We start from the raw sequence: 26507 nt of genomic DNA, 5'->3' as shown, positions 1-26507 counted from the left end.
TCGAGGGTCTCCGTGCCGGCGTCCGGCCTACGATCACGGGGTGGAGGAAGATATCCGGCGGATCGGGATCATGGGTGGCACCTTCGACCCGATCCACCACGGACACCTGGTCGCGGCGAGCGAGGTGGCGGACCGGTTCGGGCTGGACGAGGTGGTCTTCGTGCCCACCGGTCAGCCGTGGCAGAAGGCGGACACACCGGTCAGCCCGACCGAGGACCGCTACCTGATGACGGTGATCGCCACCGCCTCCAACCCGCGCTTCCAGGTGAGCCGCGTCGACATCGACCGGGGCGGCCCGACGTACACGGTCGACACGCTCCGGGAGCTGCACGCCGAGTACGGCCCCAAGGTCCAGCTCTACTTCATCACCGGAGCGGACGCGCTGGAGAAGATCCTCTCCTGGAAGGACCTGGACGAGATCTTCGAGCTGGCGCACTTCATCGGGGTGACCCGGCCGGGCTTCGAGCTCACCGACAAGCACCTGCCCGCCGACACGGTCACCCTCGTGCGGGTGCCCGCCATGGCGATCTCCTCGACCAACTGCCGCGATCGCGTCGCCCGGGGTGAACCGGTCTGGTACCTGGTGCCCGACGGTGTGGTGCAGTACATCGCCAAGCGTGGCCTTTATCAGCGGTGATATGCCCCTCTGAGCCCCTGATCGGGTGGGTTATCCACCAGAACTGACAAGTCCGGACGACGCGACGTGTGAGACGCTTGAGGGGTCGCACGGTTGATCGAAGGAGAACGGTGACAGTTTCCGAACGCGCTTACGAGCTGGCGACCGCCGCGGCCCAGGCCGCCGCCGACAAGAAGGCACAGGACATCGTCATCATCGACGTCGGTGACCAGCTCGCCATCACCGACGCGTTCCTGATCGCCGCCGCCCCCAACGAGCGTCAGGTGCTCGCCATCGTCGACGCCATCGAGGAACGCCTGCTGGAGCTGCCCGAGAAGGCCAAGCCGGTACGGCGGGAGGGGGAGCGCGCCGGCCGTTGGGTGCTGCTCGACTACGTCGACATCGTCGTGCACATCCAGCACACCGAGGAGCGCGAGTTCTACGCCCTCGACCGGCTGTGGAAGGACTGCCCGACCATCCCGTTCGTCGACCGGGACCTGGTCGACGCCGAGTCCGGCACCGGCTCCGCCACCGAATGACCCGGCTGATCGTCTGGCGGCACGGCAACACCGACTGGAACGCCGCCGATCGGGTCCAGGGACAGACCGACGTACCCCTCAACGACCTCGGCCGCGAGCAGGCCCGAGCGTCGGCGCCGCTGCTCGCCGCACTGCGTCCGGACGTCATCGTGGCGAGCGACCTGAGCCGGGCCGCCGACACCGCTGCCGCGCTGGCCGCCGTGACCGGGCTGCCGGTGACCGCCGACGCGCGGCTGCGGGAACGCCACTTCGGGCACTGGCAGGGCCTCACCCTCACCGAGGTCGCCGAGCGCTTCCCCGACGAGTACGCCCGCTGGCGCGCCGGTGACCCGGACCCGGGCGCCGAGATCGAGACGCTGGGTGACCTCGGCGAGCGGGTCGGAGCGGCGCTGAGGGCCGCCGCGGCCGCCGCTGCGGGCGGCACCGTCGTGGTCGCCACCCACGGCGGCGGCGCCCGCCAGGGCGTGGGGCACCTGCTCGGCTGGGACGCCGCGATCCTGCGAACCGTGGGTTCCCTGCAGAACTGCCACTGGACGGAGCTGCGCCACGACGACGTGCGGGGCTGGCACCTGCGCGCGCACAACGCCGGCCTGGTGGCCGCACCCGTGGTGGCCGACGCCGTCTGAGCCGCCCCGCGCGCCAGCACCGGCCCCGCCGCCCGTCGGCCGGAGGCCCGGCCCGGCGTCGAGGCCCGGCCCCGTCGTGGCCGACGGCGCACATCGGCCGGACGCGGGGCCTCGTCCTGACGAACGCCATCGGCTAGCGTGCCGGGCATGCCCGTCGCGGTCGTCACCGACTCCACCGCCTACCTCCCGCCCGAGCTGGTACGTACGCACCGGCTGACCGTCGTCCCTCTGACCGTCGTGCTCAACGGCGCGGAAGGGCTGGAAGGGGTGGAGATCTCCCCGGTCGACGCGATCCGGGCGCTCGGCGCTCGGCGGCTCTCGGCGAGCACCTCCCGCCCCGCGCCCGAGCAGTTCGCGCAGACGTACCGCCGGCTGCTCGACGCCGGCGCCGACGGTGTGGTGTCGGTGCACCTGTCGGCGGAGCTCTCCGGCACGGTCGAGGCGGCCCAGCTCGCCGCCGCCGACCTGGGCGACCGGGTCGTCGTGGTCGACAGCCGCTCCACCGGCCTGGGCCTGGGCTTTCCGGTGCTCGCGGCCGCCACCGCCGCCGCGCAGGGCGTGGACCTCGACGGGGTACGCCGGGCGGCGGTCGACGCCGCGGAGCGGACCACCATCTACTTCTACGTGGACACCCTGGAGTTCCTCCGCCGCGGAGGGCGGATCAACGCGGCCGAGGCGCTCTTCGGCACCGCGCTCTCGGTCAAGCCGATCATGCACATGCCGGACGGAACCATCGTGCTGCGGGACAAGGTGCGCACGGCCAGCCGAGGTGTGGCGCGCCTGGTCGACCTGGCCGTCGAGTCGGCCGGGGACGCCGAGGTCGATCTGGGCGTGCATCACCTCGCCGCGCCGGAGCGGGCGGAGGCGCTGCTCGCCGCGCTGACCGAGCGCCTCGGCGACCAGGTGCGCGAGACGTACGTCTCGGAGGCCGGCGCCGTCGTCGCGGCGCACGCGGGCCCCGGCCTGGCCTGTGTCGTCGTGCACCGCCGGCCGGCCGGAGCGGGGTGACCCGCTCCGGTCCTGAGCGCCGGGCCGGCTAGCAGACGCCCGCATGATCAGGGCGTTTCCCACAGGTGGCCCCTCCGTCCACAGGTGACGGCTCGGGAACCGCGCGGAGGCGGAGCGCCACCGTAGCGTCGCGCCGTGTCACACGACGACGAGACCGTGGTACGCCGCCGCCTGCTGCGGTTGACCGCGCCACCGCCGACCGGGTCGCTGCCCGCCGGCCAGTTGCCCTTGCTCGCCCCGGCCCCGGGGCGCGGCGAGCCAACCGCTGTGGTCGACCCTGTGCCCGGAACGCACCCGCTCGGCGATCGGCCGCTCCGATCGGCCGTCGACGACGGCCGACTGGAGCCGGAGTCGACCACCACGGAGGGTGTACCTGCCGACGAGTCGTCAGTCCCGGGCGGACCGGAGCCCGCGACCGGCCGCCGGCTGCCCGGCCCAGCCGCGTTCGACCCGGGACGGCGCGGGGTGCGCGCGCTCGCCGTCGTTGCCGTACTGGTGGTGCTCGGCGCCGGGTTCTGGGCCTGGCGGGCGCGACCGCAGGCGGAGCCCGTCCCGCCGGTGGCCGACGCCACCGTGCCGGCGGCCGAGGAGGTCGCCGAGCCGGCGGCGAGCCCGAGCGCCGAACTGGTGGTCGCGGTCGCGGGCAAGGTCCGCCGCCCAGGGCTGGTGCGGCTACCGGCCGGTGCCCGCCTCGCGGACGCGGTCGAGGCGGCCGGCGGAGCACTGCCAGGGGTGGACGTCGCCCTGCTCAACCCGGCCCGCAAGGTGGCCGACGGTGAGCTGATCGTGGTCGGGGTGACGCCGCCGCCCGCCGTCGCCGGGCAGGCGGCCGGGCCCGCGGCGGGGGCCGCCCCGGCCGCCGGCGGCCCGGTCAACCTCAACACGGCGACCCTGGCGGAGCTCGACGCGTTGCCCGGGGTCGGCCCGGTGCTCGCCCAACGCATCCTCGCCCACCGTGAGCAGCACGGCGGCTTCAAGTCGGTCGGCGACCTCCGGCAGGTCGACGGGATCGGCGACGCCCGCTACGAGCAGCTCAAGGAACTGGTGACGGTGTGAGCATGCCACCGGAGGAGAGCGGGACCGGGCTCGGCGGCGGCGAGCCGGATCTGCGGCTGGCCGGGCTCGCGGTGGCGACCTGGCTCACGGCGCTGGCCGGGCTGCACGTCGGTGCGCCGACCGTGCTGCTGGTCGCGGCGGTGGCGGCCGTGTTCTGCGTGGCCGGCTCGCTGCACCTGCTCGGTCTGCTCGGGCGGCCCGGCCGGCGCGCCCGGCGGCACGGCTGGATCGCCGTCGCGGTGGGGCTCGGCGTCGTCTGCGGCGGCACGGTCGGCGCCGCCCGGCTTGCCGTACGCGACGCCGCGGCCCTGCGCACCCTGGCGGAGCAGGGGGCGAGCGTCAGCGCCGAACTGGTGGTCCGCGAGGATCCCCGGCCGATCCGCAGCACGACCGGTCGCCCCGGCACCCTGTTGGTCCCCACGGAGCTGGTCGAACTCCGCCGGCCGGGCGGTACGCGGATCACCGGGCCGGCCCAGGTGCTGGTGCTCGCCGCGAATCCGGCCTGGCAGGGGCTGCTGCCCGGGCAGCGGCTGACCGCGCAGGGACGACTCGACGTGCCGCGCGGCGGCGACCTCACCGCAGCGGTGCTCAGCGCCGACGGGCCGCCGCTGCGGCACGGTCCACCGTCCTGGGCTCAGCGCGCTGCCGGGTCGCTGCGCGCCGGGCTCCAACGCGCCTGCGCGCCGCTCCCCGACGAACAGGGCGGCCTGCTGCCCGGGCTGGTGGTGGGCGACACGAGCCGGCTGTTGCCGGCCGTCGAGGAGGACTTCCGGGCCACCGGGATGACCCATCTCAACGCGGTCTCCGGCTCCAACGTGGCGATCGTGGTCGGTGCGGTGCTGCTGCTCGCCCGTTGGTGCCGGGCGGGCCCGTGGCTCGCCGCGGGCCTCTGCGGGGTCGCCCTGGTGGGTTTCGTGATCCTGGTGCGCCCGTCGCCGAGTGTGGTCCGGGCCGCGACGATGGGGGCGATCGGGCTGGCCGCGCTGGCTGCGGGCCGGCCCCGAGCCGCCCTGCCCGCCCTGGCCGCGGCGGTGACCGTGCTGGTGCTCGTCGACCCGGCTCTGGCCGGGGACGCGGGTTTCGCGCTCTCGGTGCTGGCCACCGGTGGGCTGCTGCTGCTCGCGCCACGCTGGCGCGACGGACTGCGCCGCCGCGGAGTGCCGCCCGGTCTGGCCGAGGCGCTCGCGGTGCCCGCCGCCGCGCAGCTCGCCTGCGCGCCGGTCGTCGCCGGCATCTCCGGCACGGTCAGCCTGGTCGCCGTGCCCGCGAATCTGCTGGCGGTGCCGGCCATCGCGCCGGCCACCGTCCTCGGTGTGCTGGCGGCCATTCTGTCGCCGCTCTGGTCGGCCGGTGCCGAGTTCGCCGCCTGGCTGGCGAGCTGGCCCGCCTGGTGGCTGGTGCTGGTCGCCCGGCACGGCGCCCGGCTGCCGGCGGGCACGCTGCCCTGGCCGGACGGCGTGTGGGGTGCCCTGCTGCTGGCAGCGTCGACCGTGGCGCTGCTGGTCGCCGTCCGGCGGCCCGTGGTGCGGCGACTGGTGGCGGTGGTCAGCGTCGCGGCGGTGCTGGGTGCGCTGCCGGTACGCCTGGTCGCCCGGGGCTGGCCACCCGCAGGGTGGGTGGTGGTGGCGTGCGCGGTCGGGCAGGGCGACGCCGTGGTGCTGCCGATCTCGGCGGGGCGGGCGGTCGTTGTCGACGCCGGGCCGGAGCCGGCGGCGGTGGACGGGTGCCTACGCCGGCTGGGGGTGCGCGAGGTGCCGCTTCTCGTGGTGAGCCACTACCACGCCGACCACGTGGGCGGGGTCGCCGGAGTGTTCCGGGGACGTCGGGTGGCGGCCGTGGTCACTCCCGCCTGGGGTGAGCCGGAGGGCGGGCAGGGACTGGTACGGGCGGCGGCCGTCGCCGGGCGGGCGCGACTGTCGACGGTCTCGGCCGGCTGGGCGTATCGCGCGGGCGGGACGGAGCTCGTGGTGCTCGGCCCGCCTCATCCGCTGCGCGGCACTCGATCCGATCCGAACAACAACTCGCTCGTCGTACGCGCGACGGTGGCGGGGGTGCGGATCCTGCTCCCCGGTGACGCCGAGACCGAGGAGCAGCGCGCGCTGCTGGACCGGCTGCCGCCGGCTGCGCTACGCGCCGAGGTGTTGAAGGTCGCACACCACGGTTCGGCCTATCAGGATCCGGCGTTCCTCGACTCGGTTCGCCCGGCCGTGGCGCTGGTGCCGGTGGGTACCGGCAACACGTACGGGCATCCGCATCCGGAGCTGCTGGCCCACCTGGCCCGTGGTGGGGCGCGGGTGCTGCGGACCGACACCGACGGTGACGCGGCCGCGGTCTCCGGCGACCGTGGTCTCGCGGTGGTGGCCCGGGGTGTGCCGGCCGGTGGCCGGTAGCGACAGCCCACTGGGGCCGGCACGAACTGCCGGACCGGTAGCGATGGCCCTGAGGCCGGCGCGAACTGCTCGGACATGAAAGCGCTATTGCTGGGGAATTTGTGTCGTTTGATACATAAACAAGGCGAATGTCTGGATTTGCGCTGAGTGCAGGCTCCGCCGCCTGAGCGGCCGGTGAGCAGGCACGATCCCGCAGCGGGCCGTGCGAATATGGGCGACGTGACCCCCGCCAGCCTCGCCCCCATTCTGCTCGTCCTCGGTGATGAGGAGCTGCTCGCCACGCGCGCGGTGACCGAAGCCGTCGTCAAAGCGCGCAGCGTCGACCCCGACGTCGACGTCCGCGAGTACCAGGCCGGCGCGCTCGCCCCGGGCGAAGTGGCCGAGATGCTCAGCCCGTCGCTCTTCGGCGGCCGGCGGCTGCTGGTGCTCCGCTCCGGTCAGGACGCCCGCAAGGACCTGGTCGCCGCCCTGCTGGCGTACGCGAAGAATCCCGACCCGGAGGTGCAGCTGGTAGTACTGCACCTCGGGGCCGCCAAGGGAAAGGCATTCGCGGAGGGGCTGAAGGCGGCCGGTGCCACGGTGGTGCCGGCGGCGAAGCTCAAGGGGCACCGCGACCGGGTCGCCTTCGTCCGCGAGGAGATCCGTCGGGGCGGCGGGAAGTGCACCGAGGAGGCCGCCGAGGCGCTGATCGCGGCGATCGGCAACGACCTGCGCGAGCTGGCCGCGGCGAGCTCGCAGCTGATCGCCGACACGGACGGCCGGATCGGCGCGGACACGGTGGCCCGGTACTACCGGGGCCGGGTCGAGGTGAGCGGCTTCACGGTCGCCGACGCCGCCATGGTCGGCGACGTGCCGGCCGCGCTGGAGGCGCTGCGCTGGGCGCTGCACGTGGGGGTCGACCCGGTGCCGATCGCCGATGCGCTCGCCGACGGTGTGCGCACCGTGGCCCGGGTCGCGTCCGCCGGGCGGGGCAGCGCGTACCAGCTGGCGAGCACCCTCGGCATGCCGCCGTGGAAGATCGAGCGGGCGCAGCGGCAGAGCCGAGGCTGGACGCCGGAGGGGCTCGCCCAGGCCATGCAGGCCGCGGCCGAGTGCAACGCGGCCGTCAAGGGTGGCTCCGACGATCGGGCGTACGCCCTGGAACGGGCCGTCTTCTCGATGGCCGCCGCCCGGCAGGGCGGCGCCCGGTGACCGGATCTCCTCGTACGGCGTGGGCCACCCTGCCGGCCGACGAGGAGCAGTACCGCCCGCTCTACGCGCGAGTGCTGGGGCTGCGGTTCGTCAATCCGGGCGGGGTGCTCTGCTTCCTCTTCTTCGAGGGAGTGGTGGCGCTGGCGGTGCTGCTCGCCCTCGCCGAGCTGGTCAGCTGGTGGGCCGTGCTGATCCTGCCGGCCGCCGTCGCCGTCATGGTCAAGCTGAACGACATGGTGGCCGCGGTCGTGGTCCGGTCCGCGGCGCTCGTGCCGGAGCAGGAGCGCGACCGGTTCCGCCGACAGATGGAACCGGTGGTCGGACGGGCGCGGGTGGAATGGATCACCCACAGCGTTTCCGGCATCGTCGTCTCGGCCGAGCCGTCCGGTTCCACACCCCGACCGGACGGATCCGAGGTTCGGTCCGCCCGTCGCGAGATCGGTCCGAGCGTCGGCCCCGATCGGCACTGAACCGTCCGCCCCCGGAGCGTCCGTCCCCGGGGCCCCGCTCGACGTCCGGGCCTCAGCCCGTGATCAACCCGATCTCCCCGAGGCCGGGTGACCCGTCAGCCGGAACAGCCCGACCTCGGCGCAACTCGAGTCGACCGAGAGCGGGCGGGGCCCAGAACGCGGACAGCCGGAAGCCCCGGGCAACGCCCGGGGCTTCCGGCAATGTCTGACGCCGCGAGGGTCAGGCGGAGAACGACGCGACGCGCTTGGCGATCGCGGACTTCCGGTTCGCGGCCTGGTTGGAGTGGATCACGCCCTTGCTGACCGCCTTGTCGAGCTTGCGCGAGGCGTCCCGCATGAGGGCGGTGGCCTGCTCGACGTCGCCGGACTCGGCGGCCTCGTTGAACTTGCGGATGGCGGTCTTCAGCGACGACTTGACCGACTTGTTACGCAGCCGGCGCTTCTCGTTCTGCCGGTTGCGCTTGATCTGGGACTTGATGTTCGCCACGCGACAGCCTCGTCTTGATAGCTCGGGTTGGTCAGCTTCTCCGCACGACGAGCATGCGTCATCGCCGCGCGAAAAGCCAGGTTACCAGGTCGGCCGGGACGAGCCAAAACGGCACCCGACCGCGCCGTCGTCCCACCCGGGAGGCGGGCCCGCCTCGCGAGGGGCGCGGGCCGGGTCAGGCCCAGCCCTGCCGGGCGGCGAGCCAGGTCAGCGCCGTCTCACCGCTGAACCGGTGGTGCCGGTGGATCTGCGGAGAGGCGGTGGGCGGGGTCGCCTCGGCGGTGGTGAGAAAGTAGCCGGCCAGCGCGGCCAGCGTCACGTCCAGTGCGTCCGCGGGAGCGCCGGCGGCGGCCGGGTGCTCGGCGAAGAGGCCGTCGGCGTCCAGCCCGCTGGCGTACGCGGTGAGCAGCAGCGTGACCAGGTCGAACCAGGCCGGCCCGTGGCAGAGCCAGGTCCAGTCGCAGAACCAGGCGACGCGGTGGCTGTCGATCAGCACGTTGTCCAAGCGCAGGTCGCCGTGGATCAGCCCGGTGCGGGCCGCGGCGTAACCGGGCAGGCGTGACTCCAGCGCGACCAGCTCGGGCAGCCGCCCCTGCACCAGCGCGGGCAGCGGCGGCGCCGGTTCACGCCCGGCGGCCACCTCGCCCCACCAGAGGATGTCCTCGCGCGCCAGGTCGGCCAGGTGGGGCAGGTCGAGGGCGGTCAGCTCGGCCGGCGGGTGGGCCAGCGCGGCGGCGAGCTCGGCGTACCCGGCGAGGGCGGCCGCGAGATCGGCCGGCGACCAGGGCAGGTCGGGCGTACGGCCGTCGACGGCCTCGAGGCCCAACACGTACCAGTCGGCCGCGCTGAGGGTCCAGCGCAGTCGCGGCACCGGCAGCCCGGCCGGGAGCCGGGCGAGGACGGCGACCTCCCGGGCATACCAGTCGACCAGTCGCGGCTGGTCCGTCCTGGCCGCCGCCTTGACGAAGACCGACGAGCCGTCGGCCGTGCTCAGCAGGGCCGCGAAGCCCCGGGTGAAACCCGCTCCCGCCACGCGGGCGGCGGTGACCGGAGCGCCCAGCCGCGCGGTTATCGCCGACCGCAGCCCGGGCGGCAGGTCCGTCCAGGCCGGCCGTACGGCGGTCGCGTCGTACGGCGGAGGGGTGACCGACATGACCCCATGCTGTCCTATCCGTGCTGGCGCGGCCGGCCGCGCACGCCGACGATCCCTCGGCGATGATCGAGGCGTCGCGCCCGGTCGACGCCGTTCCGCCCGGTCGTCTGAGAGACTGCCAGGCCATGAGGACCGACGAGTTCTGGCAGTTGATCGATCGGGCCCGGGCCGGCGGCGGGGGAGAGGCCCCGGCGGTGGCCGCGCGGGCGACGGCGCTGCTGGCCGAGCACGACCCGGCGGAGATCGTCGGCTACGCGCGCCACCAGCGGCGGGTGCTCGTCGCGTCCCGCACGGTGGACCTCTGGGGGGCCGCGTACCTGATCAACGGGGGCGCCTCCGACGACGGCTTCGAGTACTTCCGTGGCTGGTTGATGACTCAGGGACGGGAGGTCTTCGCCCGGGCGGTCGCCGACCCGGACTCTCTGGCCGAGCTGCCGCAGATCCGGTCCGCCGCGCTCACCGGCGAGGAGTTCGAGTCGGAGGACATGCTAGCGGTGCCCTGGGAGGCGTACCGGAAGGCGACCGCCGCCGACCTGCCGGCCGATCCCGATCCCGCGCCCGGGCCCGCGCCGGAGCTCGACTTCTGGGACTTCGACGACGAGGAGTCGGCGCGGCGCCAGCTGCCGCGGCTCGCCGCGCTCTTCGTCGAGCCGCCGGAGGAGTGATCCGACCGCGCCGGAGACGGCGTGGGAGCATATAGGGGGCCGGCTCCGCGCCGGCCTGCTCACGTCAGCCGACCAGAACGGACAGCTGTGCCTCCGACGCTCGATTCCGGCGCGAACGCTCCTGGTGCCACCGACCCGGCCCGCATCAGGAACTTCTGCATCATCGCCCACATCGACCACGGCAAGTCGACCCTGGCCGACCGGATGTTGCAGCTCACCGGTGTGGTCGACCCGCGGCAGATGCGCGCCCAGTATCTCGACCGGATGGACATCGAGCGCGAGCGCGGCATCACGATCAAGAGTCAGGCCGTCCGGATGCCGTGGACGATCCGCGAGGGCGACCGGGCCGGCGAGCAGGCCGTGCTCAACATGATCGACACCCCGGGGCACGTCGACTTCACCTACGAGGTGTCCCGGTCGCTGGCCGCCTGCGAGGGCGCGATCCTGCTGGTGGACGCGGCGCAGGGCATCGAGGCGCAGACTCTCGCCAACCTCTACCTCGCGCTCGAGAACGACCTGCACATCATCCCGGTGCTCAACAAGATCGACCTGCCGGCGGCCCAGCCCGAGAAGTACGCCGAGGAGCTGGCTCACCTGATCGGCGGCGACCCGGCCGACTGCATCAAGGTCTCCGGCAAGACCGGCGAGGGCGTGCCGTACCTGCTCGACGAGATCGTCCGGCAGTTCCAGCCGCCGGTCGGCGACGCCGACGCGTCCGCCCGGGCGATGATCTTCGACTCGGTCTACGACGTCTACCGCGGCGTGGTCACCTACGTCCGGGTGATCGACGGTCGGATCGGCGCCCGCGACCGGATCAAGATGATGTCCACCGGCGCCACCCACGAGCTGCTGGAGATCGGCGTCATCTCCCCGGAGATGGTGAAGGCCGACGCGCTCGGCGTCGGCGAGGTGGGCTACCTGATCACCGGCGTGAAGGACGTGCGCCAGTCGCGGGTCGGTGACACGGTCACCATCAACGCCAATCCGGCGACGGAGGCGCTCGGCGGCTACAAGGATCCGAAGCCGATGGTCTACTCCGGCCTCTATCCGATCGACGGGTCCGACTACCCCAACCTCCGCGACGCCTTGGACAAGCTCAAGCTCAACGACGCCGCGTTGACGTACGAGCCGGAGACCTCCGGGGCGCTCGGCTTCGGGTTCCGCTGCGGCTTCCTCGGCCTGCTGCACCTGGAGATCATCCGGGAGCGGCTGGAGCGGGAGTTCAACCTCGACCTCATCTCCACCGCGCCGAACGTGGTCTACCGGGCCATCCAGGAGGACGCCCAGGAGATCGTGGTGACCAACCCGAGCGAGTACCCGACCGGCAAGATCGCCGAGGTGTACGAGCCGACGGTGCGGGCCACCGTGCTGACGCCGAACGACTACGTCGGTGCGGTGATGGAGCTCTGCCAGGGGCGACGGGGCACGCTGCTGGGCATGGACTACCTCTCCGCCGACCGGGTGGAGCTGCGCTACACGCTGCCACTGGCCGAGATCATCTTCGACTTCTTCGACCAGTTGAAGAGCCGGACCAAGGGCTACGCCTCGCTGGACTACGAGCCCTCCGGCGAGCAGGCGTCCGACCTGGTGAAGGTCGACATCCTCCTGCACGGCGAGCCGGTCGACGCGTTCAGCGCCATCGTGCACAAGGACAAGGCGTACAACTACGGGGTGTCGATCGCCGCGAAGCTGCGCAGTCTGATCCCCCGCCAGCAGTTCGAGGTGCCGATTCAGGCGGCGATCGGTAGTCGGGTGATCGCCCGGGAGACGATTCGCGCGATCCGCAAGGACGTGCTCGCCAAGTGCTACGGCGGTGACATCAGCCGTAAGCGGAAGCTGCTGGAGAAGCAGAAGGAGGGCAAGAAGCGGATGAAGATGGTGGGCCGGGTGGAGGTCCCCCAGGAGGCCTTCATCGCCGCGCTCTCCTCGGACTCCGCCGAGGGCAAGTCCGCCGGAAAGAAGTAGTCCGGCTCCGGTCGGTACGACGGCCGGCACCCGTACGGCGCTCCGCCGCGGGTGCCGGCCGTCGGCGTTCGAGGCCGTCTGCGTTCGAGGCCGTCGACGTTCCAGGCTGTCTCGGGGTGCCGGCCGTCGGCGTTCCGGGCCGTCGAGACGGAAATTTTCGGCGGCGGGCGCTCGGTCGGCGGATACGTCCAACCGGCTTCGACCTGGGTGGACGGTGCTCCGGCCCGACCATTCGCATCGAAGCCGGTGGACGTTCTGCGTTCGGTCCGGTTTGGCCTCTCCGCGGCTCGGGAACTCTAGCGCCCACGACAGGAAGCACACCTCGTGTGGCTCATTCTTGAAGGAGGGCGGCCATGGAGCTGACCGTTTGGGGCATCATCACTGCGCTGATCGTTGGTCTGATCGTCGGGGCGCTGGGCCGCCTGGTCGTCCCGGGCCGGCAGGACATGCCGATGTGGCTGCACATGCTGATCGGTGTGGGTGCCGCGTTGCTCGGCACCGTTCTGGCGCGGGCGTTGGGGATCGCGACGGAGACCTCGGGTGTGGACTGGGGCGAGCTGCTGGTGCAGGTCGTGCTGGCGGCGATCGCGGTGGCCCTGGTGGCCGGGGTGGGCCGACGCCGCCACGTCACCCGCTGACCATCGCGCCGGCGTACGGCCGGCGACGTGCCGCGACGGGCGTCCGACCGAACGGGTCGGGCGCCCGTCGGCGTGCGTGGGGTCGCCGCCGCTCGACGACGAACACGGGCGGCGGGGTGCTGGCGGCGAGCCCGGGACGTGGTGGTAAGCAGCCTTCTCGACCTGTCCGGCGGGCACTGTCCCGGAACGTCGGTTTGCCGATCGGGCCGATCGGGAACCTAGTCGTCGAGACAGCACGCACACGACGTGAGGGACGTTTCGAAGGAGGACGATCGTGGAGCTGACCGTTTGGGGCATCATCACTGCGCTGATCGTTGGTCTGATCGTCGGGGCGCTGGGCCGCCTGGTCGTCCCGGGCCGGCAGGACATGCCGATGTGGCTGCACATGCTGATCGGTGTGGGTGCCGCGTTGCTCGGCACCGTTCTGGCGCGGGCGTTGGGGATCGCGACGGAGACCTCGGGTGTGGACTGGGGCGAGCTGCTGGTGCAGGTCGTGCTGGCGGCGATCGCGGTGGCCCTGGTGGCCGGGGTGGGCCGACGCCGCAGCGTCACCCATCGGTAGTTCACGCATCGACTCACGAAGGGGCGTCCGACCAGCTGGTCGGACGCCCCTTCGGTTAGGTACGGCCGGATTCGTCTGTCACGACCCCTGCCCTGCGGCCCCGACCTGCGATACGGTCGCGTCGCCTCCCGACGAAGCGCCCCACTGTCGTAAAGGATTTTTTCCTACTAAGGTGCGGCGGTAAAGGTTAGTGCCAGGCGGTGCGAGGGGAGATGTGGCGTGAACAGGTGGAAGCGGCTGGCCCCGGTCACCGCCGTGGTGACTGCGGCCGCGATGGTGCTGACCGGCTGTGGCGGCTCGGGTGACGACGAGGCGGCCGACACGAGCAAGCTCACGGTCTGGATGATGGGCGAGGGCGGCGACGCGCAGACCAAGTTCCTCGACGGCGTCGAGACCGAGTTCCGGCAGAAGCACCCGGACACCGACGTGGTGGTGCAGTACATCCCGTGGCTGGAGGCGCCGAAGAAGTTCCAGGCCGCGCTCGCCGGGGGTGAGGGGCCGGACGTCACCGAGCTCGGCAACACCGAGACCCAGGGCTGGGCGGCGCAGGAGGCCCTCGCGGACCTGAGTGGACGGATGGGCGGCTGGGCGGAGGGCAAGGACCTCCTGCCGGACCTGGTGCGCAACGCCCAGCTCGACGGCAAGCAGTACGGCGTGCCGTGGTACGCCGGTGTGCGCGCCATCTACTACCGCACCGACTGGTTCGCCGAGGCGGGCGTGCAGCCGCCGAAGACCTGGGACGAGCTGGTGAGCGTGGCGAAGGCCGTGCAGGCGAAGAAGCCGAACACGTACGGCATCGCCGTTCCGGGAAACTCGGAGCTGCCTTTCTACTCCTTCCTCTGGGCGGCGGGCGGCGAGATCGCCGCCGACCAGGGCGGCAGCTGGAAGTCCGGCTACACCACGCCGGAGGCGCAGAAGGCGGTCAAGTTCTGGACCGACCTGGTGACCGTGCACAAGGTCGCCCCGCCGGCCGCCGCCGGCTGGAACGAGATCGACGCCCGGACCCAGTTCGCCACCGGCAAGGCCGCCATGGCGTTCGCCGGCAGCTGGCAGCAGGGCGCCATCAAGAAGGACAACCCGGACATCGAAAAGGTGTGGGGGACCTTCCCCATCCCCGGCCCGGACGGCAAGCCGGCGCCCGGCTTCGCCGGTGGCTCGGACATCGCCATCTGGAAGGACAGCGAGCGCCAGGATCTCGCCTGGGACTACATGACCGTGCTGCTGAACAAGAAGAACGGTCAGACCTTCGCGGACAGCCTCGGCTTCTTCCCGGTCTACCAGGATCTGGTGAGCGGTGGCACGTACGCCAATGACAAGATCATGGCGGCGTTCGCGACCACGATGCAGAACACCAAGCTCACGCCGGTCACCCCGAAGTGGGTGGAGGTCAGCCGGACCAAGACGGTGACCCAGGCGATGAACAGCTCGGTCATGAAGGGTCAGAAGACGGTCGAGAAGGCTACCGCCGACGCGGCCGCGGAGATGGAAAGCATCCTCAACGCCAAGTGACCACGCTGACCGACGCTCCGGAGACGTCCGCCGCGCGGGAGACCCCCGCGCGGCGGCGTCGGCCGGTCGACCGCCTCCCGTACCTGCTGCTCCTACCCTGCCTGGTCGTCATCGGCGGGCTGCTGCTCTGGCCGCTCGGCCAGGTGGTGGCCATGTCGTTCCACCGGCTCAACAACGTCCGGCAGCTGCGCGGGGACCGGGAGTGGCCCTGGATCGGGCTCGAGAACTACACCCAGATCCTGGGGGATCCGTTCTTCCTCACGGTGCTGCGCAACACCGTGCTCTTCGCGGCGGCGAACGTGGTGCTCACCATGATCCTGGGCACCCTGGTCGGCCTGTTGCTCAACCGGCTCGGCCGCAGGATGGCCACCTTCGTGGCCAGCTGCGTGATGCTCGCCTGGGCGACCCCGGCGCTGACCGGCACGATCGTCTGGAAGTGGATCTTCGACGACACCAGCGGGCTGGTCACCTGGCTCTTCAACGCGCTGCCGGACGGGCTGTCACAGGCGCTCTTCGGGCGCAGCGACTGGACCGGCTACGGCTGGTTCAACTCCCCGCTGCTCTTCTTCTCGATCCTGACCCTCGTCGTGGTCTGGCACTCGTTCCCGTTCATCGCGGTGAGTGTCCTGGCCGGGCTGAAGAGCGTACCGAGTGAGCTGCACGAGGCGGCCCGGGTCGACGGGGCCAACCCCTGGCGGGTCTTCTGGCGGATCACGTTTCCGCTGCTGCGCCCCGTCTTCGGGATCCTCATCGTGCTCTCCACGATCTGGGACTTCAAGGTCTTCACCCAGCAGTTCGTGCTGGCCGGCGGCACCCAGGACCGGTCGACGTTCATGCTCTCCATCTACTCGTACGCGGAGGCCTTCTCGCCCCCGCCGAAGTACGGGCTCGGCGCGGCCATCGCGGTGATCCTCACCGTGATCCTGCTCGTGGTGACCGGCCTCTACGTACGGATGGTGCTCAAGCAGGAGGACGAGTTGTGAAGCGCGTCGCGCTCAACGGCGCCGGGCTGCTGGTGGCGCTCTTCGCGGCCTTCCCGGTCTACTGGATGATCGCCACGTCGTTGAAGCCCAGCCGGGACATCTTCTCCGCCACCCCGCAGCCGGTGCCGACGCATCCGACGCTGGAGCACTACCGGGAGATCCTGACCGGCAACCTGATCCCCGGGGTCACCTTCGCCGACTTCTTCCTCAACAGCGCCCTGGTCGCGGTCGCCACCGTGGTGCTCAGCGGCCTCGTCGCGCTGCTGGCGGCGACCGCCGTGGCCCGGTTCCGGTTCCGGCTGCGGACCAGCTTCCTGATCATGCTGCTCGTGGTGCAGATGATCCCGTTGGAGGCGCTGGTCATTCCGCTCTTCCTGATGATCCAGCGGCTCGGGCTCTACAACACGCTGCCCAGCCTGATCCTCACCTACCTGGGCTTCTCGCTGCCGTTCGCGGTCTGGATGCTGCGTGGCTTCGTGGCCGCGGTGCCGAAGGAGCTGGAGGAGGCCGCCGCCATCGACGGGGCCAGCCGCGTGCAGACGTTCCGGCGGATCCTCTTCCCACTGGTCGCCCCCGGACTGGTCGCCACCAGCATCTTCTCCTTCATCACCGCGTGGAACGAGCTGATCTTCGCGCTCACCTTCATCAACGACCAGGATCGGTACACCCTGCCGGTGGCCATGACGTTCTTCTTCGGGCGGGACGACACGGCCTGGGGGCCGGTGATGGCGGCGTCCACCCTCTTCACCCTGCCGGTGATCGTCTTCTTCCTGCTGGTGCAGCGGCGGATGGTCTCCGGGCTGGTGGCCGGAGCCGTCAAGGGCTGAACCCTCGGCACCGGCTCGCACACCGGGACGGCGGTTAGGCTGACCGCCATGACGGGCAGAGTGGCATCGGTGAACGTCGGGGCGGCCACCGTGGCGGAGTGGGCGGGCGACGAGAGCGGTCGCAGCGGTATCGACAAGCGGCCGGTCGACGGCCCGGTGCTGTTCCGGGTCGACGGCGTGACCGGCGACTTCATCGGCGAGCGGGCCGTGCACGGCGGCCCCGACCAGGCGGTCTACGCGTACGCGGAGGAGGACGCGGCCTGGTGGGCGGGGGAGCTGGGCCGGCCGGTCGGGCCGGGCGGCCTGGGCGAGAACCTCACCACCTCCGGGGTGGACGTGACCGGGGCGGTGATCGGTGAACAGTGGCTGATCGGGTCGGCGCTGCTCGAGGTGACGAAGCCGCGTACGCCGTGCCGCACGTTCGCCGGTTTCTGGGGGCTGCCGGATCTGATCAAACGGTTCACCGTGCGGGCGCTGCCCGGGGCGTACCTGCGGGTGCTTCGCGCGGGGGAGGTCGGCGCGGGTGATCCCGTCCAGGTGGTGGAGCGGCCCGCGCACGGGGTGACCATCGGCGAGGTGTTCCGGGCGCTCAACCTGGAGCCGGAGCTGCTGCCGCGGCTGCTGGACGTGGCCGAGCTGCCGGAGAAGACCCGGGAGAAGGTGCGCCGCCGGGTCGCCGGACGGGCCTGACCGGGGGCGGTCGCCGGGCGGCCCGGGCCGGCGTGGTCGCCGGACGGGCCTGACGGGGTGGCCCCGGCTGCCGGCCCCGAGCCGGGTGTGCGGAAGGGCCCCCTGCTCCACCCGGAGCAGGGGGCCCTTCTCAACGGTTCAGCGGAGCCAGGGGATCTTGCGGTCGAGGAGGTTGCGCTCCTTGAGCTCCTTGCGCAGCGGGATCTCGTCGTCGACGTAGCCGTCCCAGTTGATGCCCCAGTAGTTCGCGGTGTGGGTGCCCTCACCGCAGAGCTGGCGCTGCACGGGCGTGCGGTTGGCCCACCACTGGCTGTCCTGGTCGATGTGCAGCTCGTCCAGCGGGCGGATCCACCGGTAGGTGTAGCCCACGAAGAGCATCTTGCGGGTGATGTTCGACAGGTTCGTCGACCGGGAGTGCCACTGGCGGCGGTCGAAGATGAACGCGTCGCCCGGGTTGGCGGTGATCTCCACCGTGCCCTCCGGGTCGGGGTTGTGCACCGTCACGTCGTCCGGGCGGGGCAGCGAGTTCCACAGGTGGCTGCCGGGGATGACCTTCGTCGCGCCGCGTCCGGTCTCCGAGAGGTCGGAGAGCACGTAGGCGACCTTCAGCGAGAACATCGGCCGCGGCAGGTTCGGGTCCATCGTCTCCGGGTCGGAGTTCTGCCGGTACCCGTCCTGGTGCCAGCCCCAGTACGGCTTCTCCGGCTCCAGCGCCGGCGGGGTCACGTCCAGGTGGTTGTGGTGGGAGTAGAGGTTCCACCCGGCCAGGCCCCACATGTACGGGAAGGCGATCGGGTGGGTGAGCAGGTCGCCGAAGAGCTCGTCCCGGTCGAGGAAGCCCAGCAGGTGCAGGGTGCCGTCCTTCTTGGTGTTGCCCTTCGCCTTCTCCTCGGCGTAGACGCGGTCGACCGCCTCCTCGAGCGCTGCCCGGTGCTCCTCGGTCAGGACGTTGCGCAGCAGCAGGAAGCCCTGCTCCTGGAACTCCTTGCGGTCTACGTCACTGATCGGTTCGTAACCGGTGCGGCCGTCGTAGTCGAACGCCACGTCGTACCCCTCCCCATGAGGCGAAACATTCTCTGGCACAGGGCGCCGATCGTAACGCGGTCACCCGTGAGCCGGGAGGGGCGGAAGGCGGTGATTTGCCGGATCGCGGACCATGGGGAGTGGGCCGATCACGGAGCGTGGCGATCGCAAGGTCAAAGCGGCGATTTGGGTAGTTTGCCGGATTGTGCGATAACCGACGGTAGAGAAGTCGGGATCGGCTCAACCCTCGGCGAAGACCTCGGCGACCACCCGGGCGCCGGCGTCCGAACTCCCGGACACCTCGACCCACTTGCCGTCGCGGGCGGTCCACTCCAGGTCCTCGAACCGGACGCGTTTCACCCCGTGGTCCTGGGCGTGCGAGACGAGCCAGTGCGCGTACCGCCAGCCGTCCCGCTGGCCGGTCGCGGCCAGGGTGAGCCCGGTCAGCTCCGCCGGCGCGGCGCTGCCGACCACGCCCCAGTCCAGCTCCAGGCTCCGGGTCAGCGCCGCCGCCGCGGCCGCGCCCCGCATCACCGGCGTACGCCCCACCGAGCAGGCCACCGCCCGCGTCGCGTCACCGAGCAGGGCCCGGCTCAGCACCTCCGACTCGTCGGCCCACTTCTGGTACGCCTCCGGGAAGGCGGAGCGCTGCACCCGCTGGGCGGCGTCGGTGATCCGCATCCCCTCCCAGCCGCGCACCTTCTTCAACGCCCCGTAGAACCGTTTCGCCGCGTACCGCGGGTCGCTGATCTGGGTCGGCTTGCCCCAGCCCTGGCTGGGCCGCTGCTGGAACAGGCCGATCGAGTCCCGGTCGCCGTTCGGGAGGTTGCGCAGGCCGGACTCCTGGTAGGCGGTGGCCAGCGCCACCACCACACCCCGCTCCGGCATGCCCAGCTGCGCGCCGATCGCCGCGATGGTCGCCGCGTTGGCCATCTGGTCGGCGTCGAGCACCACCCGACCGTCGGCCTGCACGGTGCAGGACTGGTTGGCCAGGGGCAGGCGCAGCTCGCTGCCGAGCTGTCGGAGGAGGACCAGGACACCCACCACGGCGAGCAGTACGAGGACGACGCCACCCGCCACCACGGTCCGAGTTCGCACCCACACCCCCAGTTCGACAGTTCGACAAGCGTACGTCCCCCGTAGCCCCGCGTGGGCCGTCCGAGCGGTTTCCGGCCCGTCCGCCCCGAAGCGGTGCCGCCGTCCCGGAGCACGTCGGCGCTCGCGTTCCCGCTCCGACCGGCCTCTCACCCGCCGGTCGCGGCGGCGCTCGCCTAGCCCGCGGAATCCTCCTCGAGCGCGGCCACCCAGCGGGGCGACCGCTTCTCCCGGAACGCCAGCACGCCCTCCCGCCCCTCCTCCGAGAGGAAGTAGCCGGTCGACAACGCGCCCAGCTCGGCGGCCTCGGCGCGCAGCTCCGTGGCCGGGGGCCGGCGCAGCAGCCCCTTGGCCCCGGCGAGCGCCGCCGGCGCGCCCCGGACCAGCGAGTCGCAGTACCGCTCGACCGCGCCGTCCAGCTCCTCGGCCGGCACCGCGGCGGTGACCAGACCGATCTCGGCGGCGCGCCGGCCGTCGAACGTGTCCCCGGTCAGGTAGAGCTCCGCCGCCGCCCGCGGAGACAGGCGGGGCAGCACGGTCGCCGAGATCACCGCGGGGATCACCCCGATCCGCACCTCGGTGAAGGCGAACGTGGCCTCCTCGGCGCAGACCGCCAGATCGGCGGCGGCGATCAGCCCCAGGCCACCGGCGCGGGCCGGCCCGGCCACCCGGGCCACCACCGGCTTCGGGCACTCCCAGACCGCCGCCAGCACGTCGCCGAGCATCCCGGCCGGCACCGACCCGCTGGCGTAGGCGGCGGCGGTCTCCTTGAGGTCCGCGCCCGAGCAGAAGACCGGCCCGGCGTGGTCGAGCACGACGACCCGAACCCCGTCGTCGGCGACCGCGTCGGCCAGGCCGGCGAGCAGCTGCGTCATCAGCGGGGTGGAGAGCGCGTTGCGGTTGTGCGGGCTGTCCAGGGTGAGGGTGGTCACCCCGCGGGCCGTGGCGACCCGCACGAGCGCGTCGGGAGAGGTCATGCCGGGCACACTAGTGGCCATGCCCGGCGTCCTTCCAGATGGCGAACCCGTACCGGCGGACGGTTCGCTGCCCGCCACCGCGACCCGCGAGGTCGGCGCGCGGGGCTTCGGCGTCTACGTCCACGTGCCGTTCTGCGCCAGCCGCTGCGGCTACTGCGACTTCAACACGTACACCTCCGCCGAACTCGGCGGCGGCGCCACCCGCGAGGGGTACGCCGACACCGTGCTGGCCGAGCTGCGGCTCGCCGCCCGGGTGCTCGGCGACGGCCCGCCCCGGCAGGTCGACACCGTCTTCGTGGGCGGGGGCACCCCGACCCTGCTGCCCGCCGACGACCTGGCCCGGATCCTGGACGCCGTCGACCGCACCTGGGGGCTCGCCGCCGACGCGGAGGTGACCACCGAGGCCAACCCGGAGTCGGTCACGCCCGAGTCGCTGAAGGCGCTGCGGGCCGCCGGTTACACCCGGATCTCGCTGGGCATGCAGTCCGCCGCGCCCGGCGTGCTGGCGATCCTGGACCGTCGGCACAGCGCCGGCCGGGCCACCGCCGCCGCCGCCGAGGCGCGGGACGCCGGATTCGACCACGTGAACCTCGACCTGATCTACGGCACGCCGGGCGAGCGGGCCGAGGACTTCGCCCGCTCGCTGGACGAGGTGATCGCCGCCGGCGCCGACCACGTCAGCGCGTACGCCCTGATCGTGGAGGACGGCACGCGGCTCGCCGCCCGGATGCGCCGCGGGGAGCTGCCGTACCCCGACGACGACGTGGCCGCGGACCGTTACCTGGCCGCGGAGGAGGCGCTCGGCGCGGCCGGCTTCTCCTGGTACGAGGTCTCCAACTGGGCCCGCACCCCGGCCGCCCGCTGCCGCCACAACTTGCTCTACTGGGCCGGCGGGGACTGGTGGGGGCTCGGCCCGGGGGCGCACAGCCACGTGGGTGGGGTGCGCTGGTGGAACGTCAAGCACCCGTCTACGTACGCCCAGCGCCTCGCCGAGGGACGGTCACCGGGGCTGGCCCGGGAGGTGCTCGGCACGGACGAGGCGCACATGGAGGACGTGATGCTGCGGCTGCGCCTCGCCAGCGGGCTGCCGCTCGACGTGCTGGACGGCACGGGGCGGGCCGGCGCCGATCGGGCGCTCGCCGCCGGTCTGCTGGCCCCGGACGAGTACGCGGCCGGCCGCGCCGTACTCACCCTGCGTGGCCGGCTGCTCGCCGACGCCGTCGTCCGGGACCTGCTGCCGTAGGCCGAAGGCCCGGCCGGTGTCCGGCCGGGCCCGGAGGTGGACCGGGGCGGCCGACCGGACGTCGGCCGGCCGGGGTCACTTGATGAAGCTCGCGGACATCGGATAGCGGTAGGCGTTGCCCTCGTTGGCCTTCATGCCGGCGATCACCCCGAACGCGATCTGGATCACCACGACGGCCACGCTGGGCAGGAAGAGCAGGCACCAGCTGACGAAGAGCAGCACGAAGGCGATGCCGGACCAGAGGATCTGGAAGTTCAGCGCCGCCAACGCCTGCGCCCGTACGGCCGGGGACTGCTGCCCGCGCGCCAGGTAGGCGATGAGCGGGGCGACGAAGCCGAGCGGCCCGAAGCTGATCAGCGCGCCGAGCGCCCCGCCGAAGTGGGCGACCAGCGCCCACGTCTTGTCCTCGTTGCTGGCGTAGCCGGCCGGCGGGCCGTAGCCGCCTCCGGTCGGATATCCGGCACCGGGCGGGTAGCCACCCGGCGGGGGATAGCCGCCCGACGGGGGTTGGCCGCCGCTGGGCGGCGGATAGCCACCGGGCGGGGGATAGCCGGCTGGTCCGGGTGACCCGGACAGTGGTGCGGTGGGCTCGTCCGGGGCGGACGGGCCGGGAGCTGCCGGCGGCGGGGTCGGATCCGGGTGGTCGCCGGGGTCAGCCGCGCCGGGAGGGCGAGGTGGTTCAGTCATGAACGTCACGGTAGGGGGCGGCAACAATGACGCGCCAGAGCGGCGTCGTCGGGTGGTTCCGGCCGGCGGGCCGAGCGCCGGTGGGCGGCCGGAGGGCCCCGGGGTGGGCGGAGACCGCACCCGTGGTCCGTCCTTGATCATCGCGCTGCCGGGTCTGCCGACGTAGACTGGCACTCGCTACAGTCGAGTGCCAGGAATGTCGCGGGTGGTGTGGAACACCGGCGGCCGATGCGCGTAGGAGGTGGGGAGGATGGGTCTCGACGACCGCAAGCTCGCCGTGCTCCGCGCCATTGTCGAGGACTACGTCGCCACGCAGGAGCCGGTCGGCAGTCGGGCGTTGGTCGAGCGGCACCAGCTCGGGGTCTCCCCGGCGACCGTCCGCAACGACATGGCGGTCCTCGAGGAGGAGGGTTACATCCGGCAGCCGCACACCAGCGCCGGCCGGGTGCCCACCGACCGCGGCTACCGCCTCTTCGTGGACCGGCTCTCCCGGGTCAAGCCGCTCAGCCCGGCCGAGCGGCGGGCGATCGAGCGCTTCCTGCTCGGCGCCGTCGACCTGGACGACGTGGTGCACCGCACGGTCCGCCTGCTGGCCCAGCTGACCCGGCAGGTCGCCGTCGTGCAGTATCCGAGCCTCGCCCGCTCGTCCGTCCGGCACCTGGAGCTGGTGCCGATCTCCACCACCCGGCTGATGCTGGTCATGATCGCCGACACCGGGCGGGTCGAGCAGCGGCTCGTGGAGATGCCCGGCCCGATCCCCGCCGACGACGTCACCGACCTGCGCCGCCTGGTCAACGAGAAGCTCGTCGACACCCGGCTGTCGGAGACCCCGCCGCTGGTGCAGGCGCTGGTCGACGAGGTCGGTCCCGACCTGCGTCCGGCCATGGCCACCCTCGCCAGCGTGCTGCTGGAGACGCTGGTCGAGCGGCACGAGGAGCGGATAGCGCTGGCCGGCACGGCGAACCTCACCCGCGGTGGCCTGCTCGACTTCCAGGGCTCGCTGCGACCGATCCTCGAGGCCCTCGAGGAGGAGGTCGTCCTGCTGAAGCTGATCGGCGAGGTCGAGGAGAGCACGATGCGGGTGCGCATCGGTGACGAGAACGAGATCGACAACCTCCGCGCCGCGTCGGTGGTGAGCACCGGCTACGGCCCGAATTCGATGATCGTCGGTGGCCTCGGCGTGCTGGGGCCGACCCGGATGGACTACCCCAGCACCATCGCCACCGTGCGGGCCGTGGCACGCTACGTGGGCGATCTGCTGGCCCAGAACTAGAGCAGTAACCGTCCGGCCGGTTCCGGCCGGCGCAACGCGACCGAACATGAGGACACGGAACGCAGTGGCCAGGGACTACTACGGCATTCTCGGTGTGAACCGGGACGCCTCCGACGACGAGATCAAGCGCGCCTACCGCAAGCTGGCGCGCCAGTTCCACCCGGACGTCAATCCGGATCCGGAGGCGCAGGAGAAGTTCAAGGACATCAACGCCGCGTACGAGGTCCTCTCGGACGACCGGAAACGGCAGATCGTCGACCTCGGCGGCGACCCGCTCGCCCCGGGCGGCGGGGGCGCCGGTGGCCCGGGCGGCCCCGGTGGAGCCGGACCGTTCGTCGGCTTCCAGGACATCATGGACGCCTTCTTCGGCGGTGCGGCCGGTGGCTCCCGGGGGCCCCGGCCACGGACCCGGCCGGGCGCCGACGCGATCCTCCGCCTCGAGCTGGACCTGCACGAGACGGCGTTCGGCGTCGAGGCGCCGATAACCGTCGACACCGCCGTGCTCTGCACCACCTGCTCGGGCGCGGGCACCGCCGCCGGCACCCACCTCGCCACCTGCGAGGCGTGCGGTGGTCGGGGCGAGGTGCAGTCGGTGCAGCGCACCTTCCTCGGCCAGGTGGTCTCCGCTCGCCCGTGCACCGTCTGCCAGGGCTACGGCACCACCATTCCGCACCCCTGCCCGACCTGCGCCGGCGACGGTCGGGTGCGTACCCGCCGCTCGCTCACGGTGAAGATCCCGGCCGGTGTCGAGGACGGCATGCGGATCCGCCTGGCCCAGCAGGGCGAGGTCGGCCCCGGCGGCGGCACCGCCGGCGACCTCTACGTGGAGATCCACGAGCGCCCGCACGACGTCTACTCCCGCAAGGGCGACGACCTGCACTGCCGGGTCACCGTGCCGATGACCGCGGCGGCGCTCGGCACCCGGCTGACCATCAAGACGCTGGACAGCGAGGAGACGGTCGACGTCAAGGCCGGCACCCAGCCGGCCAGCACGCTGCGGCTGCGCGCCCGGGGCGTGCCACACCTGCGCGGCACCGGCCGGGGTGACCTCTACGTGCACCTGGACGTACGTACGCCGAGCAAGCTCGACGCCGACCAGGAGCGGATGCTGCGGGAGTTCGCCAAGACCCGGGGCGAAGAGGTGGCCGAGCTGAGCAAGCAGGGCGGCTTCTTCTCCCGGATGCGCGACGCCTTCAACGGTCACGCCTGAGCCGACGGCTTGCCGTCCCGGCCGGGTGCCGGGGAGGTTAGCCTGTTGACCGTGTCCGCCCCGCTCTTCCTGGTCGAGTCGCTGCCCACCACTGACACGCTGACCCTCGGTGGCCCCGAGGGTCACCACGCCGCCACCGTGCAGCGGTTGCGGGTGGGCGAGGAGCTGCTGCTCGCCGACGGTCAGGGCGGTACCGCCACCGCCGTGGTCACGGCGGTCGGTCGGGGCAGCCTGGAGCTCGAGCTGACCGCACGGGGGTACGTCGACGCCTCCGTCCCGCGACTGGTCGTGGTGCAGGGCATCGCCAAGGGCGATCGCGGCGAGCTGGCCGTACAGGCGATGACCGAGGTCGGGGTGGACGAGATCGTGCCCTGGGCGGCGTCCCGCTCGGTGGCGCAGTGGCGCGGTGACCGGGGCGTACGGGCCCGGGAGAAGTGGGTGGCGACCGCCCGGGAGGCGGCCAAGCAGGCCCGCCGCCCGTGGCTGCCGGTGGTGGCCGGGTCGCCGGACGAGTCGACCGGCCGGGTCGCCGGGCGTCTCGCCGGGTCGGCCGCCGCGTTCGTGCTGCACGAGGAGGCCACCGACCGGCTCACCACCGTGGAGCTTCCCGACGCCGGCGAGATCGTGCTGGTCGTCGGCCCCGAGGGGGGAATCACGGCGGACGAGGTGGACGCGTTCGTCGCCGTGGGGGCCCGCCCCGTACGCCTCGGCCCCGCGGTCCTGCGCACCTCGACGGCGGGCGTCGCCGCCCTCACCGTCCTCGCCACCCGCCTCTCCCGCTGGTGAGTCCCCGCGATCGGTGATCCGAACCGGGGTTCGGCGCGGGTGGGTCGCCGCGGGGGGGAGCGGAACTCGGGTCAGCTGCGCAGGTACGACGCGCCGTTGAGGTCGACGATGGTGCCGGTCGCCCACTCGGCCTCGGGCGAGGCGAGCCAGTGCACCGCGGCGGCGATCTCGTCGGGGCGGGCGATCCGGTTGAACGGGCTCTGGGCGCGTACCGCGACGCCACGCTCGGCCTTGAGGTGCTCGTTGGTCATGTCGGTCTCGACGAATCCGGGCGCGACCGTGGCCACCGCGATGCCGTACGGCGCGAGCGCCACGGCCAGCGACTGGCCCATCGCGTTCATGCCTGCCTTGCTCGCCCCGTACGCCGGGTTCGCCGGCTCACCGCGGAACGCGCCCCGGGACGAGACGTTGACGATCCGGCCACCCCGATCGCGCATGTGCTGGGCGGCGCACCAGGCGGCGTTGGCCGCGCCGAAGAGGTTGGTGTCCAGCACCTCACGCCAGCGCTGCCGCCACTGCTCGTAGGTGCTCTCGAAGACCGGGTGCGGCGGGTCGGCGGGTCCGAAGGTGCCCGCGTTGTTGACCAGTACGTCCAGCCCACCGAGCCGGTCGGCCGCCTCGTCCACCATCGCCCGGACCGCGTCCGGGTCGGCGAGGTCCGCCCGGACCACCACGTGTCCCTCGCCGGGCAGCTGCGCGCGCAGCTCCTCGGCCAGCTCCGCCGAGTCCCGGTGGTGGATCGCCACCCGGTCGCCGCTCGCCGCGAAGGCCTTCGCCACCGCTCGCCCGATGCCGCGCGAGCCTCCCGTCACCAGTACCGCCCGTGAAGTCACGCGGC

General features: G+C 72.6%; 27 protein-coding genes. 20 read left to right on the top strand and 7 right to left on the bottom strand.

Annotated features, from left to right (window positions below):
* The first annotated feature begins 40 nt into the window (after nt 1–40).
* From nadD to D7147_RS17305, 8 genes are all read left to right on the top strand, one after another.
* Complete coding sequence (nadD, locus tag D7147_RS17340) at nt 41–637, top strand: nicotinate-nucleotide adenylyltransferase (RefSeq protein WP_120678821.1); 597 nt, start codon at nt 41–43, stop codon at nt 635–637.
* 110 nt (nt 638–747) lie between these two features.
* Complete coding sequence (gene rsfS, locus D7147_RS17335; protein WP_120678819.1) at nt 748–1155, top strand: ribosome silencing factor; 408 nt, start codon at nt 748–750, stop codon at nt 1153–1155.
* Nucleotides 1152–1781, top strand: a complete 630-nt coding sequence (locus D7147_RS17330; protein ID WP_120678817.1) for a histidine phosphatase family protein — start codon at nt 1152–1154, stop codon at nt 1779–1781. Before rsfS ends, D7147_RS17330 begins: the two co-directional genes overlap by 4 nt.
* 147 nt (nt 1782–1928) lie before the next feature.
* The gene (locus D7147_RS17325) at nt 1929–2789 is read left to right on the top strand and encodes a DegV family protein (RefSeq protein ID WP_120678815.1); all 861 of its coding nucleotides are present in this window, start codon (nt 1929–1931) and stop codon (nt 2787–2789) included.
* A 135-nt stretch (nt 2790–2924) separates the two neighbouring features.
* Nucleotides 2925–3845, top strand: coding sequence for a ComEA family DNA-binding protein (locus tag D7147_RS33390; protein WP_120678813.1), 921 nt, complete (start codon nt 2925–2927; stop codon nt 3843–3845).
* 2 nt (nt 3846–3847) lie between these two features.
* Nucleotides 3848–6235 (top strand): ComEC/Rec2 family competence protein, encoded by a 2388-nt coding sequence (locus D7147_RS17315; protein ID WP_120678811.1) that lies wholly within the window; start codon nt 3848–3850, stop codon nt 6233–6235.
* A gap of 210 nt (nt 6236–6445) precedes the next feature.
* Entirely contained in the window at nt 6446–7426 is a 981-nt protein-coding gene (gene holA, locus D7147_RS17310; protein WP_120678808.1) for a DNA polymerase III subunit delta, read from the top strand.
* Nucleotides 7423–7896, top strand: coding sequence for a hypothetical protein (locus D7147_RS17305; RefSeq protein ID WP_120678806.1), 474 nt, complete (start codon nt 7423–7425; stop codon nt 7894–7896). The genes holA and D7147_RS17305 overlap by 4 nt, the downstream gene beginning before the upstream one ends.
* 220 nt (nt 7897–8116) lie before the next feature.
* On the opposite strand, the gene rpsT is transcribed toward D7147_RS17305, so the two are convergent.
* Together rpsT and D7147_RS17295 are read right to left on the bottom strand one after the other, a co-directional pair.
* Nucleotides 8117–8383, bottom strand: coding sequence for a 30S ribosomal protein S20 (gene rpsT / locus D7147_RS17300; RefSeq protein ID WP_120678804.1), 267 nt, complete (start codon nt 8381–8383; stop codon nt 8117–8119).
* 175 nt (nt 8384–8558) lie between these two features.
* Complete coding sequence (locus D7147_RS17295; RefSeq protein WP_120678802.1) at nt 8559–9536, bottom strand: phosphotransferase; 978 nt, start codon at nt 9534–9536, stop codon at nt 8559–8561.
* A gap of 125 nt (nt 9537–9661) precedes the next feature.
* Here D7147_RS17295 and D7147_RS17290 point away from each other — a divergent pair, with 125 nt between their 5' ends.
* From D7147_RS17290 to D7147_RS17255, 8 genes are all read left to right on the top strand, one after another.
* Nucleotides 9662–10201, top strand: a complete 540-nt coding sequence (locus D7147_RS17290; RefSeq protein ID WP_120678973.1) for a DUF4240 domain-containing protein — start codon at nt 9662–9664, stop codon at nt 10199–10201.
* 87 nt (nt 10202–10288) lie between these two features.
* Nucleotides 10289–12166, top strand: a complete 1878-nt coding sequence (gene lepA, locus D7147_RS17285) for a translation elongation factor 4 (protein WP_120678800.1) — start codon at nt 10289–10291, stop codon at nt 12164–12166.
* A gap of 353 nt (nt 12167–12519) precedes the next feature.
* Complete coding sequence (locus D7147_RS17280) at nt 12520–12804, top strand: GlsB/YeaQ/YmgE family stress response membrane protein (protein ID WP_120678798.1); 285 nt, start codon at nt 12520–12522, stop codon at nt 12802–12804.
* A 274-nt stretch (nt 12805–13078) separates the two neighbouring features.
* Nucleotides 13079–13366: a GlsB/YeaQ/YmgE family stress response membrane protein gene (locus tag D7147_RS17275; protein ID WP_120678796.1), complete on the top strand. Its 288-nt coding sequence runs from the start codon at nt 13079–13081 to the stop codon at nt 13364–13366.
* 219 nt (nt 13367–13585) lie between these two features.
* Nucleotides 13586–14875 carry a sugar ABC transporter substrate-binding protein gene (locus tag D7147_RS17270; RefSeq protein ID WP_120678794.1) on the top strand — a complete coding sequence of 430 codons (1290 nt, stop codon included), beginning with the start codon at nt 13586–13588 and terminating at the stop codon, nt 14873–14875.
* A complete protein-coding gene (locus D7147_RS17265; RefSeq protein ID WP_120678792.1) occupies nt 14872–15858 on the top strand; it encodes a carbohydrate ABC transporter permease in 987 nt (328 codons plus the stop codon). Before D7147_RS17270 ends, D7147_RS17265 begins: the two co-directional genes overlap by 4 nt.
* The gene (locus D7147_RS17260) at nt 15855–16685 is read left to right on the top strand and encodes a carbohydrate ABC transporter permease (protein WP_120678790.1); all 831 of its coding nucleotides are present in this window, start codon (nt 15855–15857) and stop codon (nt 16683–16685) included. Before D7147_RS17265 ends, D7147_RS17260 begins: the two co-directional genes overlap by 4 nt.
* Before the next feature lie 48 nt (nt 16686–16733).
* Complete coding sequence (locus D7147_RS17255; RefSeq protein ID WP_120678788.1) at nt 16734–17375, top strand: MOSC domain-containing protein; 642 nt, start codon at nt 16734–16736, stop codon at nt 17373–17375.
* 138 nt (nt 17376–17513) lie between these two features.
* Here the strand turns inward: D7147_RS17255 and D7147_RS17250 are convergent, their stop codons facing one another.
* The 3 genes from D7147_RS17250 to D7147_RS17240 all read right to left on the bottom strand — a co-directional run bounded on the left by D7147_RS17250 (nt 17514) and on the right by D7147_RS17240 (nt 20470).
* Nucleotides 17514–18458: a phytanoyl-CoA dioxygenase family protein gene (locus D7147_RS17250; RefSeq protein WP_233563173.1), complete on the bottom strand. Its 945-nt coding sequence runs from the start codon at nt 18456–18458 to the stop codon at nt 17514–17516.
* 180 nt (nt 18459–18638) lie between these two features.
* Nucleotides 18639–19502, bottom strand: a complete 864-nt coding sequence (locus D7147_RS17245; protein WP_120678784.1) for a hypothetical protein — start codon at nt 19500–19502, stop codon at nt 18639–18641.
* Between the two features lie 167 nt (nt 19503–19669).
* Nucleotides 19670–20470: an enoyl-CoA hydratase family protein gene (locus D7147_RS17240; RefSeq protein ID WP_120678971.1), complete on the bottom strand. Its 801-nt coding sequence runs from the start codon at nt 20468–20470 to the stop codon at nt 19670–19672.
* Between the two features lie 19 nt (nt 20471–20489).
* On the opposite strand from D7147_RS17240, the gene hemW reads away from it, so the two are divergent.
* Entirely contained in the window at nt 20490–21713 is a 1224-nt protein-coding gene (gene hemW / locus D7147_RS17235; protein ID WP_199734197.1) for a radical SAM family heme chaperone HemW, read from the top strand.
* Nucleotides 21714–21788: 75 nt separating this feature from the next.
* Here hemW and D7147_RS17230 read toward each other — a convergent pair whose 3' ends face one another.
* Nucleotides 21789–22400 carry a DUF4870 domain-containing protein gene (locus D7147_RS17230; RefSeq protein ID WP_120678779.1) on the bottom strand — a complete coding sequence of 204 codons (612 nt, stop codon included), beginning with the start codon at nt 22398–22400 and terminating at the stop codon, nt 21789–21791.
* Nucleotides 22401–22650: 250 nt separating this feature from the next.
* Between D7147_RS17230 and hrcA the strand changes: the two genes are divergently transcribed.
* The 3 genes from hrcA (at nt 22651) to D7147_RS17215 (ending at nt 25669) form a co-directional block, all read left to right on the top strand.
* Nucleotides 22651–23673 (top strand): heat-inducible transcriptional repressor HrcA, encoded by a 1023-nt coding sequence (hrcA, locus tag D7147_RS17225; protein WP_120678777.1) that lies wholly within the window; start codon nt 22651–22653, stop codon nt 23671–23673.
* Nucleotides 23674–23737: 64 nt separating this feature from the next.
* A complete protein-coding gene (gene dnaJ, locus D7147_RS17220) occupies nt 23738–24883 on the top strand; it encodes a molecular chaperone DnaJ (RefSeq protein WP_187398848.1) in 1146 nt (381 codons plus the stop codon).
* 51 nt (nt 24884–24934) lie between these two features.
* The gene (locus D7147_RS17215) at nt 24935–25669 is read left to right on the top strand and encodes a 16S rRNA (uracil(1498)-N(3))-methyltransferase (protein WP_120678773.1); all 735 of its coding nucleotides are present in this window, start codon (nt 24935–24937) and stop codon (nt 25667–25669) included.
* Nucleotides 25670–25740: 71 nt separating this feature from the next.
* On the opposite strand, the gene D7147_RS17210 is transcribed toward D7147_RS17215, so the two are convergent.
* Entirely contained in the window at nt 25741–26502 is a 762-nt protein-coding gene (locus D7147_RS17210; RefSeq protein WP_120678771.1) for an SDR family NAD(P)-dependent oxidoreductase, read from the bottom strand.
* Nucleotides 26503–26507 lie beyond the last annotated feature (5 nt).

Origin of the sequence: Micromonospora musae (assembly GCF_003626545.1) — a bacterium.
GTDB classification, from domain to species: domain Bacteria; phylum Actinomycetota; class Actinomycetes; order Mycobacteriales; family Micromonosporaceae; genus Micromonospora; species Micromonospora musae.
The sequence above is the reverse complement of the archived record's forward strand: the minus strand, read 5'-3'. Positions and strand labels throughout refer to the sequence as shown.

Excerpts from the sequence above, each read along its gene's own strand:
- hemW (WP_199734197.1), top strand. The coding sequence starts at position 20,490 with ATGCCCGGCGTCCTTCCAGATGGCGAACCCGTACCGGCGGACGGTTCG.
- D7147_RS17240 (WP_120678971.1), bottom strand. The coding sequence starts at position 20,470 with ATGACCTCTCCCGACGCGCTCGTGCGGGTCGCCACGGCCCGCGGGGTG.
- D7147_RS17325 (WP_120678815.1), top strand. The coding sequence starts at position 1,929 with ATGCCCGTCGCGGTCGTCACCGACTCCACCGCCTACCTCCCGCCCGAG.
- D7147_RS17315 (WP_120678811.1), top strand. The coding sequence starts at position 3,848 with ATGCCACCGGAGGAGAGCGGGACCGGGCTCGGCGGCGGCGAGCCGGAT.
- holA (WP_120678808.1), top strand. The coding sequence starts at position 6,446 with ATGGGCGACGTGACCCCCGCCAGCCTCGCCCCCATTCTGCTCGTCCTC.
- D7147_RS17230 (WP_120678779.1), bottom strand. The coding sequence starts at position 22,400 with ATGACTGAACCACCTCGCCCTCCCGGCGCGGCTGACCCCGGCGACCAC.
- D7147_RS17290 (WP_120678973.1), top strand. The coding sequence starts at position 9,662 with ATGAGGACCGACGAGTTCTGGCAGTTGATCGATCGGGCCCGGGCCGGC.
- D7147_RS17330 (WP_120678817.1), top strand. The coding sequence starts at position 1,152 with ATGACCCGGCTGATCGTCTGGCGGCACGGCAACACCGACTGGAACGCC.
- D7147_RS17255 (WP_120678788.1), top strand. The coding sequence starts at position 16,734 with ATGACGGGCAGAGTGGCATCGGTGAACGTCGGGGCGGCCACCGTGGCG.
- hrcA (WP_120678777.1), top strand. The coding sequence starts at position 22,651 with ATGGGTCTCGACGACCGCAAGCTCGCCGTGCTCCGCGCCATTGTCGAG.
- D7147_RS17280 (WP_120678798.1), top strand. The coding sequence starts at position 12,520 with ATGGAGCTGACCGTTTGGGGCATCATCACTGCGCTGATCGTTGGTCTG.
- D7147_RS17295 (WP_120678802.1), bottom strand. The coding sequence starts at position 9,536 with ATGTCGGTCACCCCTCCGCCGTACGACGCGACCGCCGTACGGCCGGCC.